This window comes from Falsochrobactrum shanghaiense (assembly GCF_003149535.1).
Taxonomy (GTDB): Bacteria; Pseudomonadota; Alphaproteobacteria; order Rhizobiales; family Rhizobiaceae; genus Brucella; species Brucella shanghaiense.
This window is the reverse complement of the sequence record NZ_QGDB01000017.1, coordinates 1-15,363: the sequence shown is the minus strand read 5'-3', so window position 1 is coordinate 15,363 and position 15,363 is coordinate 1. Positions and strand designations below refer to the sequence as shown.

Here is a 15,363-nt window from a genome sequence, read left to right as displayed (position 1 = left end):
AATAGATAACCTCCGATTGAAAACCGAAGATCATGTTACCCTCTAATAAGGGGTCCCGTTTGGATGCCGATAACCCCAACAAAGGGGTCCTTATTCCACGCCGAATGACACTTAGTACATGTCGCTCGATGGTGCTTCGCCTTGAACGGAATCGAACCATCGACCCTTTGTTTGTCGGTCGCTTTTTATTAATTTTTCCCAATTGTTGCAGCTACTTGCTTGTCGGAATGGCAGGTCATCAGGCCGTCTGCGGTCCGGGGCAGGTTCGCTCGGATAAAAGGTTAGCATTACAATCCGGTTGACATACGTACCGCACCAGTCTGATCGGGAAATTCAAGCGCGCGGCAATTACATTGGTTAAATTTGACAAAACAGTTAGATGCGGACTAATGTCCTCAGTCCCAGGACAGAGGACAGATGCAATGAAAAGCCAGGATATTGTCGTCCTGCTGAAATTGATCAGCTTGCAGGATCAAGAGCTCGAGAAGGGCTCAGAGCGACTGCGATCGGAATCGATTGGGGGGGATCCCTATGCTGTGCGAAATCTGGAAAATCTCACCGGCATCAGCAAAACAGAAATTGCGCAATCCATCAAGCGAAGCGTAGCATCCGGTATCGCGCGGAAGGACAACGCGAAAAATGAACCACGCCCACACCGACGAAACCTGTTCAACTTCATCATTCACGGTTTGAGGTTCGTGTTCCCCGCAAACCCAGGCCCAATGCAACGCGGCATCCCGACGGCGTTCGCGGCCCCTATGCTCGAAGGATTGCTCGTCAGCGGTGGAAGCTACAACTACGTGTGGCCATACGCCGAAGGGCGAGAGATGGGGCAATCGGTGGAACCGTTGTTCAAGAGCGTGCCGGAAGCAGCCTTGAAAGACCAGCACCTCTACGAATATCTGGCTCTGGTCGATGCCATCAGACTTGGCAACCAGCGCGAAGTTGGACTGGCAAGCGATCACCTCAAATCAAGGATGCTTGCGAAATGACTGAGATCCGCGAGCAGCTGTTGGAGATGCTGAAGGCCGTCGCTACCGCTCTTGGCGATGACCTCCGCAACCGTCTCGTCTTTGTCGGAGGGTGCACAACGGCGCTGTTCATCACAGACCCGGTGACGCTGGAAGACGTCAGGTCGACGGACGATATCGATCTGATCGTCGATCTTGCCGGATTGCATGAATGGGCAATGCTGCTGGAAGACCTGCGCACAAAAGGTTTCGTAGAGGCTGCTGACGATGATGTAATCTGCCGGATGCGCCTCGGCAGGCTCAAGGTCGATTTCATGCCCGATGATGAAGCAATCCTCGGTTTTAGCAATCGTTGGTATGCGACCGGGATCGAAACGGCTCAGCCGCACATCCTCGACGCCGGCATAGACATAAAGGTGCTGACACCGCCCATTTTCGTAGCGACCAAACTTGAGGCCTTCCTAGGGCGCGGCAACAATGATCTTTACTCCAGTCGCGATGCAGAGGATCTGTTGTTGATGGTTGACGGACGCGAGGAGTTACTAGCCGAGATTTCTGCTGCCTCCGTTGACGTGCGTCAATTCACCGCCGAGGGGTTCCGCGCACTTCTCGCCAATAGTGATTTTGACGACTTCCTTGAAGGAAATCTCCGTAAACAGCCTGGCCGCTCAGCCATCGTAAAAGCGCGCTATGTGGCAATCAGCCAGTGTGATGGCAAAAATGCGGGCTAACCTCGAATGGCGCACGCTGAAGGGAACCCGCACAAGCGACAACCGGGACTTTGCTGGCATCGGCATTAATGCTCACGGCCTGCTGATGATCATCACAGACGGATCGACAGCCGGCGAGAGCAATGGAGACCTTGCCCGCGTGCTAGTAAAAGAGATGGTCGATTGGTTTGCCGCGGCTTCTCCTGTCTCAGCTGAGGTCCTATGCGACTTCCTCCGCGATCTGCACAGTGATCTGGCACCACGCTTTCCGCGGGGGTCTGCTAGCTATCTCGTAGTGATTTGCGGCGTGGAGGGCTGCTTTGCCGCCTATGCAGGAGATTGCTCATTGGGCATCAGGGGTGCGGATGGATCAGTATCCTGGATAACCGCCCCACACACCTTGGCGAATGCAGTAAAAGACTTACCGCATGCTGAAATTGCGAAATCAAAAGCGCGACATCTCTTAACGTCAAGCTTCCGATCCAGGGAATTTATTGCCCCGACGATTGAGAAAATCGAGGGAACGGCAGCGCGTCTGATCATGGCGACCGATGGCTTCTGGGCCGAGTTAAGTCCCGATCAACAGACGACGTTCCTTCATACAGGCAGCAGGACGGCGTCAGCCGAGCAGGACGACTGCAGCGCCCTTTTGATCAGCCTCGCCCAGACGGAAAACGTCGATGAGATTCATCTCAAAGAAGGTGGCCCGGATGGGCTCTACATTCGAAGGCTCGACTGACGTCTATAGGTCGTCGGTCGCGATGTTTATCTGCGTGTACCTGCACCATACGGATCCAACCATGGGACGGAATATGAATGCCAAACAAAAGCGTATTCACCAACAAAAGTTGTCAGATACGTTTCCCCAAGCGGCACTGGTGATCTCGGGGCCAGTATCTCCGGATTGCGCCTGTAATCGATCGCCGACCTCGGCAGGCCATAAGGAATGGGAAACTTCCATCTCTTACGCGCTTCGCTCATCACTTCCCATTCCTGGCTGGCTTAAAGCGCCTCTGGGGCAGAGTGACGTGAAATAGGCGCTTCAGCGGACTCCACGGCCTAAGGCACTGGATGTTCGCAACCAACTTCCTCCGCTTCCAGGTAAGCTAAACTAGCAGAAAACGGAATAAGACTCGCTGACGAGAAGCCACGGAAAAAGAACAGAAAACTGGTTCGAAAGTTCTTGTTCGTTCATCAGCGCTTTTTGTTGGATTGTGAGAGCACGGATCCTGCCAACTGCTTGGTAGCAGTGCTGTATTTTGTGCTCGATAGAACCTGCGAAGCCTTATCCTCCATCGCAGCTCCTGTCTGCTTTGAGGTGCCAGCCTGAGCAAGCGCAGATCCCGCTAGACTCTTGGCGGTCGCAGACGCACTTGGATCCCGTAGAGTGCCGCCAGCCTTGCTCGCGATTGGTGATGACGTCTTTTTGCCGTTACCTGCCATGTCCCAAACCCTCAATGAACATACACACCTTACATGATGTTCCCTCTTTGTTCAATAGATTGATAAAGGCAGGTTGCTTTCCGGAAACCAGACTTTATCGAAAGGCAAATACTTTTCGGCTGCGCTCCCGCACCGGCAACGGGGCGGTCTCTCGAGGCACTTCGATGCAGTTGGGCGCCCGGCGCCTGAGACCCTTGCTTGCGATCCTCCAGACCTCGCCGTTCAAGGAAGGCGGCGTGAGATATGACCCCTGCCATTGTACAGAAGAGCACTTGTATTCGAGGAAGAGATTTGTACGTTACTTGACGTAGGTGTATCGAGAGCAAATGCCGCATGTCGTTTAAGATTACTGGGCTGGATAAGCTCGAAAAGCAATTGAAGGATGCCCAGCGGGCATTCCAGGCGCTCGACGGTAAGATCACCACAGTGCACTTCGATCCCCATCAGCCGGCAAGTATTCTTGCTGCCATTGGGCAGATGGAGAACGCCATCGACAACATTGCTGACGGATATCGCAACAATCCTTTTGTCCAGAACATGTCTGTACAACTCAAGGAAGCTTATTCAGAGCAGATCCATGAACGAGCGGCTCAGGCACGCACAGAAGCGAATTCAGAGGAATCCATAATGCCGACCGAGAAGGTGCCACTCCTCCTTCGACAGATTGAAAACATCATCAACGACCTGAAATGGGCAGAAGCCGGTTCGTTTGACCGGCATATCAAAAAGCTGTCTCGCATTCTGCATGACCCCGAGCTTGAACCCGTTTCGGCAGAGCTTACCGAAGGTCTTCAATTAGACGCCTGGCTTGCGGCCGGCGAAGAGACACAGGGATCAATGGTCGGATCCGCGACGCTCGATTGGCCAACTGAACATGAGCAGGAATTGGGCATGACCATCTTGCTGGTCGATAAGTTCGCGTCTGATGAAAACGCTGCGCTACATTTTGCGCATACCTTCTATTATAACGGCAATAAATATACAGCCAACCTGCAGAACATGACCGGTCAAGTCCTGGTACCATTCGCCCGAGACTATATCGACTTCGTCAAGCGGTCTCTGAATGTGGAGGAAGCTGTCAAGCTTCCGGTCAAAACCGGACCGGCCCCCCGCAAGGTTTTCGTGGTTCATGGCCACGAGGATGGGGCCAGAGAAGCAGTCGCAAGGTTTCTTGAGAAACTGGGTTTCGAGGCGATCATTCTGATGGAACAAGCCAACCAGGGCCGCACCATCATCGAGAAGTTTGAGGCGCATGGCGATGTGGGTTTCGCCGTAGTTCTGCTTACACCGGATGACGAGGGTTATGCCAAAGGCAAGCCGCCGCAGCCTCGCGCCCGACAGAACGTGATTTTTGAACTCGGCTACTTTGTCGGACGGTTGGGGCGCAGCCGGATTATGGCCCTTATCCAGGGGGAACTGGAGATCCCTTCCGATTTCCAGGGCGTTGTGCACGAACCCTATTCGTCGGGTGGCGCATGGCGACAGGCCTTGAGTCGGGAGTTGAAGGCTGCTGGCTTCGACATCGATTGGAATCTGGTCATGAACCCATGAATCCCGGCCAGAGGTGCTGTTGAGTCGCATGAACCACGTTCACTAAAGTGCAGCTGGACGCCGTTTTGCACAAGACTCAAGCGCGCACGCCGTGCCGCCTGAGGCGGATCTAACGCATCCGCAAACCTCCCACTGATACATCTAAGCCATAAGTTATTGATGGGACCTGAACCCTGGGGCGCCGTTAGGCGGCTTATTTGGATTGCTTTTCCTAATCAGCACAACTGCTTGCTCTCAAGAATGGGCGGCTGGCGCCGGTAGCGGACCGGGAGCGCTGAGGGGCGGTGCCCAGCAACGCGGCCATTCGCACTCATCGCGCAGAGGCAGCTGCCGATCCGGTTCGGACATTGGATTGCTCGGTTGTCGCGATCGTCGAACGTTGACCTCTTTGCTCGCCGACACTGTGCTGCCGTTGCTCACTTCTCGCATCCAACGTTACATGGCAACTAGATCCGCGAGCTTTGTAGCGACTTCGGCCATGCTGTCTTCCGCCGTGTTGAGCCCGTTGCGCGAAGCGAGCATGGGACTTTCCTCGTTTAGTTCAGCGAAGGTGGTGCCGTGGATGACAGGAACTAACTTACCTCCATGAAGCAGCACCGAAAGTTCCTTGTCGGCGATGCTACGACCGTGAATTCGTTTAAGAAAGTTTGGGGTCACCAAAACAATCCCGACTCGTGATTTTGTGAGCCCCCTGTCGATCTCTCGAAGAAATGGTTCACCGAGTGCGATATCTTTCTCGCTGAACCAGACTTTCACTCCACGCGCCTCAAGCAAATCATGCAATTCCTTTGCAGCTCCCTGCCGGTCGTCCCAAGCATGACATAGGAATACGTCCCGAAGATCAGGCACTGTGGCCCGTCTCTCGATTTGCTCGCGTACGGGCTCAAGTTCCCGCACCTCTGCTGGTGTGTACCACACGGTTGAACTGGCTCGCGCCCACCTAGGTTTCGAGGTTTTGCCCGACACGCCCCCGCCTCGGCTCCCGCCGCCACTACCAGGCGAGGAGTAAGAAGTCGGCGACGACGGCCAGGAGCCGTAACCGCCAAAGCGACTGCGGCCCCATCGACTGCTACATGCCGGACAATTCGCTGCGCCGTTCCCTGTGTGGCCTCTTACTGGTGCAGTGCATTTAGCCATTGAAGGCTACTCCTCGGTGGATGTTAGGATCGCAACGCTCGTTTAGGACTAAGAACATTATCGTTATTCGGAAGCACTAGCTGACAAGATCTTCGCTGACGTACATGGCCTTCACAACTTCGAAGGTCGATATTTCCCAATCAGCGGGCTCAAGCGAACGAAACTGAGCTTCATAGACAGCAGCCTCAGCCCGCCTCCCAAGGGCAAGCATGGTATTGGCGAGCGTCGCAAAAACCCACTTTCTGTCGGAACGCTCGTGAAAGGACGGATCCGAGATTAACGCCGAAAGAATTTCCACAAGTGCCAAACGAGTCTTCTTGGCACTCATGCGATCAAATAGCTGCTCCTCCGGATCGATTTGTCTGGAGGCCCTCAAATCGAAACAGGTGGCGAGATTCTCACCATTGTAATAGTCGCGCCTGACTTCAAAACCTCGACCATAAAAGCGCAAAGCCTTGTCCAGATGAACGGGGTTCTCCTGAAGGAGCCAGAGCCGCTTGTGAATTGCCCCGGTTATGCCGAGAGTTTCAGGGTCGTTGGAATCTTCCGGCTGCAGATGCTCAATGATCTCAAGGGCCCGCTGCAGCGCCTCGGCTTCGGTCGGCAGCTTAGTCTTATAGGTCGCAAGGGCATATTGCTGGCGAAAGGATGCTTCCTCAGGCTTAAGCTCGCAGGCGCGGGCAAAAGCTGCGGCGGCCGCCTTCATGTCGCTACGGTCGAACGCATCGCGTCCGGCTCGAAGCACAGCGCTCAGCATTTCATGATTTTCCTCGGCCTCATCGAGTAGTTCGGCATATTGTTCGTCTGATAGGCGGGGCCGCTGTAGAGTCGGAAGAAACGTATAGACGGGGCTGTCTGGCGTTGTTGAGGACATCGCCCTAACGATCAGTTCGGAAAGCGCATCCGTCGCGCGGATCGCCTCACGACTACCGATATCTTCACCAAGATGTTTGTAATGGAACGTGTTAATATGATTGAGATCGAAATGGAGTTTTCCTTGATCCTCTTTGATGATCACCGTCGTATTCGGGCGTAGCGCGTGACGGACGCCCAGTTCGTAGACCGCATTGACATTCCCGGTCGATATATCGGCGACCACGACATCCGCTCTCAGCAGCAAATCGTACATGGAGACGTCGATTACTCCGCTTCCGTTGATGTCAACGGCACGGATCGGACGCAGACCTGCCTTTTCTGCAGCTGGCTTGATAATTGCATCGAACGTTGCGTCAAGATCGAGCGTCCGTCCGCTTTCATAGTCGGTTTTCTTGCCGAACCCCATGACAACGAAGCAGACGGGACGATGGTCAATGTCGTTTTGAACTGCAGTCATAACGGCTCCGTACCTTATTCATACACTCGTTTTACGTGAAATAAGGTATAAATCCAGTCTGGCACGCTCCGCTTTCCACTGGCTTATTTGTTATACTGCGCCTATCGCGGATCGACCCCGGCTCATATTTTATCGGAAGTCGGAGCTTCGCCGCGGGTTGGGTGCAGATGAGGAAATACGAATGCATATTGCGGGTGGACTTTATCGCGAACTTTGCCTTCACCCGCACTGGGATGCTCTTCTCGGTTCCGGCGGGCGAGCTGCCCGCGCCCTTTCCCGCTTATCACCTGGCAACATCTTCAGCTGCTACTTCGAGCGCCCGCACGAGGTAGACACCGTCCTTTCTGCATTAGGGGTGAATGGTTCGTGCGCCTTTCGTGCCGATCCGATTGCATTCGCTTATTTTCATCCGCTGTCGCGTCCGCACTTGCAGCCGGCGCGATCGGAGTTGCGAAAAATGCCTCCCCTGAAAATCGAGGGAAGGGCGGTTCTCCGGTTCGGCTTTCTTGAGGGCGATGCTATCGTGAATGCAGAAAAGGCTGTCTACGATCCCCAAACCACCGGCGAATTTCCTCCCTTTTTCAGCAACGGTTCGACTGCGAAACAACTGGCTCTCGTCTTAAATGAACAGGAGCTCCTGAGTGTTGCGAGGATTGACGACGTCGAGGTAGCCGCAGCTTCGATTCTTGAAATCCATAGGGCAAGTTGCATCGTCGTCAAACGGGGCATCAAGGGTGTTGCAGTCTTCGAGCCTGGTACCGCATCGCGTTTCATTCCCGCATTTCGCAGCACGCGTGTTTTCAAGATAGGTACAGGGGATGTGTTCAGCGCGGCCTTCGCATATTACTGGGCGGAGCTCGGACAGGATCTCTTCACCGCAGCGCTTTCAGCATCGAAGCAGGTAGCCCGCTACTGTGACAATCCGCTTGCCCCCCTTGAGCCGCTTGCGTCAGGTGCGCACGATGTCCGAGAGGAAAGGCATCCGGTCTGCGAGCCTCGGACAGTCCTTCTGCTCGGCGCGATCAAGACGCTGGGACAACGCTATTCGATTGAGGAAGCAAGATATAGTCTGGCTGACCTCGGTCTCACCGTGATCTGCCCGGCCCTGGAAAATGTTGAACTATCGCACATTCAGGTTTCTACAGTTCTCGTGTTGGCTGACGGAATTGAGCCTGACATGCTCTCATTGGCACATACACTGGTCGATGAGGGTGTCAAATGCGTGGCTCTTGCAGAACTGCCGCAGTCCAGCGACCAGCTTACCCGCCTGGTCAACTGTGAAACGACTGATGACTTTACGACCGCTTTATACCTAGCAGGCTGGAAGTAATTGATCAGATTTAACATCAGCTCCATACAACCCCCATTGCGCAGCCCTCACGTTGTTACTACACCATAGATAGGCCATTTGCGATTCGGAGGGGGCGTGGCTGATATCTATTTGATCTATGCCGGAGAAGATCGGGCGAAAGTAAAAAAGGTATTCGAATTTCTTTCTAAGACCTGGAGCGTGTGGTGGGATCAGATGATCCGGCAACGCTTTGCTGCCGAGATCGAAGACGAGATTACCAGGGCGGGATGTGTGCTGGTCTTTTGGTCGAAGTCCTCTCGGCTGAAGGATACGGTCACCGACGAGGTTCGCTTGGCTCAGAAGGCGAATAGGCCAATTGTTTGCGTCACGCTGGACGGAAGCGAGGCTGCCTATGGGTTCGGCGGCTATTCGAGCAGCGATCTGTCGGCGTGGAATGAACGCCCCGATCACGGCGATCTCAGGACACTTGCCAGCCGGATTAGCACGATCGTTCCCGTTCGCATGAAACCGCAGCGACCAGTCGCGCTGCAAGGGCGCCTGCCCCTCCCCACCCTCTTTCTCTCGACCTCCTCCTTCGAGACCCGGCTGAAACCCAGCGAGGCGGTGAAAGCGCTGAATCTTGCCCGCTATCCCTCGTTGCTCGTTTCCGCGTGGGATCTTGTCGACAGGCGAAAACCCACCGCACTTAAATCAGCGCTGACAGAGTACCGCGAAAATGGCGGATTCGTCCTTGTCGATTCCGGGAACTACGAATCTTCACGTCTGACTAACAAACGATGGAAGCCCATCGATTTGGTCGATGCCCTGTCGGGTGCTTCCTACGACCGGATCTTCTGCTTCGATGACATGAAACCCGGCAGAAAGCCTGCGAAGGCGGCCGCCTCGATTCTCGCCGCCGTCGAACGGGACCAAAAAGCAACCAAAGCCGGGGTTCTGCCGATCGTCCATGCTGCAAAGCTGAAAAACGGCGGTCACGATGTCGACACGCTGATCGAGACTGTATTTGCCGTTGCCCACGAGCTGCAACCAGAGCTGATCGGCGTTGCCGAACGCGAGCTTGGCGCAGGGCTTTTTCAACGTTGCCGGACGATGATGGCGATCCGGGCAAAGCTAAGTGAGCTTCCCTTTTATCAGCCCATCCATCTCCTCGGCACCGGCAATCCATGGAGCATCGCGGTCCTGGCCGCAGCTGGCGCGGACACCTTTGACGGGCTCGAATGGTGCCGCGTCGTCGCCGACATCGAAAACGACCGGCTCTATCATTTTCAGCACTATGATTTCTTCACCTATCAGACAGGCGTCGCCGATTCCGACGTTGCCCGTTCGGCGTTTGTTGACGACAAGATCGATTTCGCGGGGAAAGCTGCGTTTCACAATATTGATTATTATACGAACTTCATGAAAGACCTTCGAGAGGCTGTAACAGACGACCGCCTCGAGGCCTTCGTCGCTGAACGGATCGGCAAGGCGCCGATACAACAGTTGAAGCGAGAGGTGGAAGGATTGTTCAGATGAAAGCTTTCTCGGCTGGGAGAATCACCGACGCCGTCTGCGCCATTTGTCCGGAGATCGAAGAGCGGATCGCAAATGGTGCGGCCGAGCGGAATGAGAGACGCCTGTGGTGGGAGCTTTCCACCTGTGTTCTCAGCAGCCAGGTTCCCTATCCGCTGGCATGCGAGGCTGCCTCGGCGATCGATACAGCTGGCCACCTTTTCGAGCCATACTGCTTGCCCGACCTTTCCGACCGGCTGAGCGAGACATTACGGCGGCCGATGACTGCGACCGGGCGAAGCTATCGCTTTCCTGGCGCGCGAGCGCGGCAGCTGGCGGCGACAAAGGAACGTATCACTGACCGGTTCGGCACGCTTAGCGGCCTGCTGACCATGCTCGATACCCCGATTGCCGCTCGCAACTGGCTCGTCGACTGCGCGCCGGGGCTCGGCCCGAAGCAGGCGAGCATGTTCCTACGCAACAGCGGCTTCAGCTACGATCTCGCAATCCTGGACAGGCATGTCCTGAACTACATGGAACTCACTGGCCTGCGGGCAGAAAACTCCAAGCCAATCGCAACGATGCGAGAGTACCGGCTCGGCGAGGAGAGTATGCGCGGCCATGCGCACCAACTCGGCTTTCCTGTCGGCATTCTGGATTGGGCGATCTGGATCGTAATGCGGGTCGCGAGAACGGAAGAAGGGGCAAGAGCATGAGCATCGTTACACTCGTCTCGGGAGGGCTCGATTCGACCCTCGTCGCGAAACTCGCCCAAGAGGAAGGTCTTTCGATCCACCCGCTCTTCATCGACTATGGCCAACGGTCACGAGACCGCGAGCTCGCCGCCTGCCGAGGCATCATGAAGAGGCTCGGACTTCCCGAGCCGAAAATCGCCGATCTGTCAGGGTATGGGGCATTGATCCGCTCGGGCTTGACCGACCGATCGCTGCACATCGTTGATGACGCGTTTACGCCAGGCCGGAACATGCTGTTTCTGCTAACTGCTGCAGCCTACGCCTTTCAGAGGAATGCGGATGCGGTCTCGATTGGGCTGCTTCACGAGGAAACCAGCCTCTTCCCCGACCAAACCTCTGCTTTTCTGCGGGATGCCGAGCAGATGATCGCCCGCTGCCTAGGCCGTTCGATCCGGGTGCTTGCTCCCCTTTCGCAATTTCACAAGATCGACGTCGTCGAGCTTGCACGCCAGAAAGGCATCGTCGGTACCTATTCCTGCCACGAGGGTAGCGAAGAGGCGTGCGGGGTATGCATTGCTTGCAACGAATTCAAGTTTGAAAGGGCATAGAGATGGGCGGCGGCGGAGGTGGAAACTGGAACAGGCTGGGGGACGTGCGCTCGCTCGAAGAGAAGGCGAAGGCGGCGCTGGCAGGCGGAAAGCGCAACGTCTTCATCAGCTTTGCGACCGAAGACATGGCCGAAGTTAACTTACTACGGGGCCAGGCCAAGAATGAGAACAGCGACATCGAGTTCAACGACCATTCGGTTCGCGAACCCTACGATAGCGAACGCGCCGACTATATTAAGAGCAAGATTACCGAGCGAATTAATCGCTGCTCTGTGACCGTGGTTTATGTTTCAGAAAGTACGGCGCAAAGCCGCTGGGTCCAATGGGAGGTCGAAAAAAGCCTGTCACTCGGCAAAAAGGTCGTCGCGACGCACGCGGGTGTGAGCCCCGCAAGCCCAATACCGAAATGGCTGTCTCGGCCGGAGATCAAGGTGGTACCGTGGAGCAAGCTCTCTGGTGAGCTGAAGTAAACATCGGCAGAAGCAAAGCTAGACAGACCCGGGAACAAAGCCATGATGAACTATCCGACATTGTTCGAAAGCGCCGATGCGGCGTCCAACAGGAGTCAGTGGAGGTTTTTGGCGCTGGTCCGGCTCGAATACGGCCTGTTGATCGTTACGGCCTTTTTCTCGCTTGGATGGAGCGACACACGCGCATATTTTGCCGCTTATGCGATCGTTTTCGCATCGTCGATGATTGTCATGCTCTACCGCTCAATAAAGAAGCCTGAGCGAACGTGGTATCAGGCCCGTGCACTTTCGGAATCTGTCAAAACACTGAGCTGGCGATTTGCCATGCGTGCTGAGCCTTTCGATGATGCCAAGTCGAGCGACGCGCGACGCGACTTCCGAGATCTGTTGAGTGATGTTCTTAAAGCTAATCATTCGATCGGTGACGCGCTGAGCGGTTTGGAGCTGGGTGGTGAACAGTTGCCAAGCGCTATGCAGGAAATGCGGGAGAAAAAATTAGAGGAGCGTCGCGCATTCTATTTGCTACATCGCATCACCGATCAACAGGTCTGGTATCAAAAGAAGGCCAAGGCAAACAGTTCTGCCGCCCAATGGTGGGTAGCGATCTCATGTGTCGCGTACGGTCTCGGTCTTGTCTTTATTCTCACGCGGATCGTAAATCCCACATTCGTCGGCTGGCCAACCGAGCCATTGGTCGTCTTCGCTTCGGCCGCGATTGGATGGACGCAAATAAAGAAGTTCAACGAACTAGCAGCTGCTTACACGCTTACAGCGCAGGAGATCGGTTTAGTGAAAAGCCGTATCGAAGACGCAGAAACCGCGGGGGAGTTCTCTGCCGCTGTGAACGAAGCCGAACTCGCCTTCTCCCGTGAGCACACACAATGGGCTGCCCGCCAACAACAGGGAAATTAAAATGAGCTCGCACACCGATCCTTCTTACGTCATTTTCGACGGCGACAACGATGGCTGGGCTTATCGATTCATGCGTGGATGGAAGGCAAATGAAAAAGTCGATTTTAATTTTCTCGACGCCCACGACCTAGATACGATGACAAGCAAGGCTCAGAGCGAAGCCTATGTGAAAAGCAACCTCAAAGAGCGTATGCGTCAGTCATCAGCTGTGATTGTGCTGATTGGAGAGAAGACCAAGAATCTGTACCGGTTCGTTCGTTGGGAACTGGAACTAGCAATGGAGATGGGACTGCCAATCATAGCTGCAAACCTAAATGAGAGCAGACAGCAGGATGCAAATTGCCCGCCCATCATCCGCGATGAGTGTGTTGTACACGTACCATTCAAAATGAGAGCTATCCGTTTTGCTCTTGACCACTGGCCAGACGAGTACCGCCGTATGAATACAGCAGAAAGGAACGGTGGCTCACGCCATTACAATGCTAAAATCTACGCTGACCTGGGACTTTAAACAAATCCTAGCGTCTCACAGGCCGCCTGTGAATGAGGCATGCAATCCCTTCAATTCGGAAGCGGGTGGGTTGCAGGCCCGCCCCAATAAAGCGGAGCGGCGCTTCCGGACCAGTGCTGAAGCCAGTGTCGCACATCCGTCTCACCACCTTGCGTTTTCCGAGCGAGGCGCAAATAATCCCCATGTAACGTTAGGTTTGTTCTTGGATCAAACCAGCTCCCGCAATTTGATGATAGGCGTTTCCGATCGCGTAGCCTGCCGAATTCATAAGGAATCCACTGTGAACGACGGCTTGCTCGCGTATGGATCGCGATGAGGTGCGAACTGTTTAGCAAAGCCATTTCAATTATTCCGGCAACTAGAATGGGATACAAAGGATTTGCTCTTGGAATATTGTGGTTGGCATATTTCAGGAATGGATCATGAACATCGAGCCAGTAATCCATCCCAGCATCGCATGCCAGCCAAGCGACGCGCTCCGCAAATTTGAGGTCGAATTGCCTATGCGATACGAAGACCGTGGGCGTCTGTACCGTCGAATTCGCGGTTAGGTCGAACTTCGAGAGGGCCTCGCCAGCTAGAATAAGCAGGTCGGTAGGTAGTCCAGTTTCATCACTCACAAGTGTACTCAGTGGATCTGATAAGAGCTCCAGAAAACTCTGCCATTGTTCATACCCATTTGTTTCAGGCTTGAAGCGCTCAAAGATCTCGGGGTTTGCCTCGCTCCAGTTAAATTTCATGACGTCTCCTTTTCGATCACACGGAAGCTATTCCTGCCGCGATAAGCTCGGCTATGGCAAAGAATACTGGGGCCACACCACCTTCAAGCAAAACAAGGACAGTAGCTAGACCCGATATCAAAGTAGGATTCCGCCGAGTGGGACCCAAGGTGGCTACCACAACAGCGCAGAACTACAGAATTCCCCACGCCCGAAACCTCCCCCTGCCCGTCATCTCTCTTAACCCCAGTTCCTGAACGATCCGCCGCGCGCCTTGCGGCGTGACCTCAAGCGTCTTCGCCACCATCCCGGCGGAGATCAGCGGCTGCGCAATGACGAGCTCGACAAGCTCCGGCAGCCTGGACGACGTCCGCCGCCCCTCCACTTTGCGCATCATCATCTGCCGCGCCAGCACCAGCCGGTCATGCTCCTTCAGGCCGCTCTCAGCCGCGATGGCCAATGCCCTTGTAATTGCCAGCAACCGCGTCTCGCGATCACGATGCCGGCGCCGATCGACAGGAATAGCCTTGAGCCCCAGATTGATCGCGGCGAGATGACCGCCGGTGGTCACACCTCCTTCGCGCAGAAGGGAGGCGGCGAGCAGCCGACCAAGCCAGGGCGCGTGCTGGAGGACAGCGATCTCATTCCATGCATCGAGGGCGACGATGGCCTGCAGGACCGGCGGCAGATCCTGGGCCCGCGCCAGCACGGCCCGCCACTCCTCCAGCCGCTCGTCCTCATCCCAGTCGAGGTCATAAACGAAGGGATCCTTGTCCGGAGTGTTCTTGGCGCGACCCGGCGTCTTCGCCTCTTCGATCGCGGCCTCGGACCGGGCGAGCACCGCATCGATCGCGGCAAACGCATCACCCAGACCATCATTGTCTGGGTCTTCGGCCTCCCCTACCCCAACCCGAGCGTCGCTCACCTCAACATTCCCATCTGACACCGACACCCCCTCCCCGTCTCCTCCCGATGATGCGGCGGGCCACGCCCGCCCGCGGAGGGAGGCGAGGCCTTGGGCAGAGAGAGCCCAACCAGGAGGATGGGCAGCGATGCGGCGGCGGGTTTTCAGGATGTCGCGGGCGATGGTGAGTTCGTGGGTGGGTGCGCGGATGTCGCGGAGGGCATCATGCAGGACGAGGTCCTCGAGATGGACGAGTTCACCGTCGACCCAGAGCGAAGCATGCGCGTCGAGGAAATGCGAGCGCTCGAGAAAGCCCTCACCGACGGCAGAACGGGCAACGCGCTCATCGAGACGGGTGAGCGCGACCCCAGCCTCGGAGATCGGCCGCAGCAGGTTCTGGATGGGCAATTTCGCAAGATCGTAAGCCATTGAATTTATGGTAAATGATTTCTTACACGAACTCTATCTGAATATTACAGTTCCTCACATCGTATGATTGCCGGCTGGGTCCATAACCATCGATAAGTATAGCTTATCGAAGCTTATTGCTTTTGGCGCGCAAATCGGTAAAAGTCGTGGCAAAGGCAGTGATTTCA

General features: G+C 55.3%; 15 protein-coding genes. 11 read left to right on the top strand and 4 right to left on the bottom strand.

The genetic code is table 11. The features are described from left to right. Positions 1–422 precede the first annotated feature (422 nt). The 4 genes from DKP76_RS18400 (at position 423) to DKP76_RS18380 (ending at position 4,675) form a co-directional block, all read left to right on the top strand. Positions 423–992 (top strand): hypothetical protein, encoded by a 570-nt coding sequence (locus DKP76_RS18400; protein WP_080802349.1) that lies wholly within the window; start codon positions 423–425, stop codon positions 990–992. Continuing rightward, the gene (locus DKP76_RS18395) at positions 989–1,702 is read left to right on the top strand and encodes a nucleotidyl transferase AbiEii/AbiGii toxin family protein (protein WP_109708108.1); all 714 of its coding nucleotides are present in this window, start codon (positions 989–991) and stop codon (positions 1,700–1,702) included. The genes DKP76_RS18400 and DKP76_RS18395 overlap by 4 nt, the downstream gene beginning before the upstream one ends. After that, entirely contained in the window at positions 1,692–2,420 is a 729-nt protein-coding gene (locus DKP76_RS18390; protein WP_158279473.1) for a protein phosphatase 2C domain-containing protein, read from the top strand. Before DKP76_RS18395 ends, DKP76_RS18390 begins: the two co-directional genes overlap by 11 nt. A gap of 1,037 nt (positions 2,421–3,457) precedes the next feature. Further along, positions 3,458–4,675, top strand: a complete 1,218-nt coding sequence (locus DKP76_RS18380; protein ID WP_227705442.1) for a TIR domain-containing protein — start codon at positions 3,458–3,460, stop codon at positions 4,673–4,675. Between the two features lie 435 nt (positions 4,676–5,110). Here DKP76_RS18380 and DKP76_RS18375 read toward each other — a convergent pair whose 3' ends face one another. Next, positions 5,111–5,812, bottom strand: coding sequence for a toll/interleukin-1 receptor domain-containing protein (locus tag DKP76_RS18375; RefSeq protein ID WP_109708106.1), 702 nt, complete (start codon positions 5,810–5,812; stop codon positions 5,111–5,113). A gap of 76 nt (positions 5,813–5,888) precedes the next feature. Then, positions 5,889–7,145 (bottom strand): TRAFs-binding domain-containing protein, encoded by a 1,257-nt coding sequence (locus tag DKP76_RS18370; protein WP_109708105.1) that lies wholly within the window; start codon positions 7,143–7,145, stop codon positions 5,889–5,891. 181 nt (positions 7,146–7,326) lie between these two features. On the opposite strand from DKP76_RS18370, the gene DKP76_RS18365 reads away from it, so the two are divergent. The 7 genes from DKP76_RS18365 to DKP76_RS18335 all read left to right on the top strand — a co-directional run bounded on the left by DKP76_RS18365 (position 7,327) and on the right by DKP76_RS18335 (position 13,144). Then, positions 7,327–8,475 carry a carbohydrate kinase family protein gene (locus DKP76_RS18365; protein WP_109708104.1) on the top strand — a complete coding sequence of 383 codons (1,149 nt, stop codon included), beginning with the start codon at positions 7,327–7,329 and terminating at the stop codon, positions 8,473–8,475. Positions 8,476–8,571: 96 nt separating this feature from the next. After that, the gene (locus DKP76_RS18360; RefSeq protein WP_109708103.1) at positions 8,572–9,972 is read left to right on the top strand and encodes a TIR domain-containing protein; all 1,401 of its coding nucleotides are present in this window, start codon (positions 8,572–8,574) and stop codon (positions 9,970–9,972) included. After that, the gene (locus DKP76_RS18355) at positions 9,969–10,664 is read left to right on the top strand and encodes an 8-oxoguanine DNA glycosylase (RefSeq protein ID WP_109708102.1); all 696 of its coding nucleotides are present in this window, start codon (positions 9,969–9,971) and stop codon (positions 10,662–10,664) included. The genes DKP76_RS18360 and DKP76_RS18355 overlap by 4 nt, the downstream gene beginning before the upstream one ends. Next, complete coding sequence (locus DKP76_RS18350) at positions 10,661–11,251, top strand: 7-cyano-7-deazaguanine synthase (RefSeq protein WP_109708101.1); 591 nt, start codon at positions 10,661–10,663, stop codon at positions 11,249–11,251. The genes DKP76_RS18355 and DKP76_RS18350 overlap by 4 nt, the downstream gene beginning before the upstream one ends. 44 nt (positions 11,252–11,295) lie before the next feature. Continuing rightward, the gene (locus DKP76_RS18345) at positions 11,296–11,721 is read left to right on the top strand and encodes a TIR domain-containing protein (protein ID WP_245410290.1); all 426 of its coding nucleotides are present in this window, start codon (positions 11,296–11,298) and stop codon (positions 11,719–11,721) included. Positions 11,722–11,763: 42 nt separating this feature from the next. After that, positions 11,764–12,633, top strand: a complete 870-nt coding sequence (locus tag DKP76_RS18340; RefSeq protein ID WP_109708099.1) for a DUF4231 domain-containing protein — start codon at positions 11,764–11,766, stop codon at positions 12,631–12,633. A 1-nt stretch (position 12,634) separates the two neighbouring features. Continuing rightward, a complete protein-coding gene (locus DKP76_RS18335) occupies positions 12,635–13,144 on the top strand; it encodes a TIR domain-containing protein (protein ID WP_109708098.1) in 510 nt (169 codons plus the stop codon). A gap of 50 nt (positions 13,145–13,194) precedes the next feature. On the opposite strand, the gene DKP76_RS18330 is transcribed toward DKP76_RS18335, so the two are convergent. Together DKP76_RS18330 and DKP76_RS18325 are read right to left on the bottom strand one after the other, a co-directional pair. Continuing rightward, the gene (locus DKP76_RS18330; protein WP_109708097.1) at positions 13,195–13,884 is read right to left on the bottom strand and encodes a toll/interleukin-1 receptor domain-containing protein; all 690 of its coding nucleotides are present in this window, start codon (positions 13,882–13,884) and stop codon (positions 13,195–13,197) included. Between the two features lie 172 nt (positions 13,885–14,056). Continuing rightward, positions 14,057–15,196, bottom strand: a complete 1,140-nt coding sequence (locus tag DKP76_RS18325) for an RHE_PE00001 family protein (RefSeq protein ID WP_109708096.1) — start codon at positions 15,194–15,196, stop codon at positions 14,057–14,059. Positions 15,197–15,363: the final 167 nt, after the last annotated feature.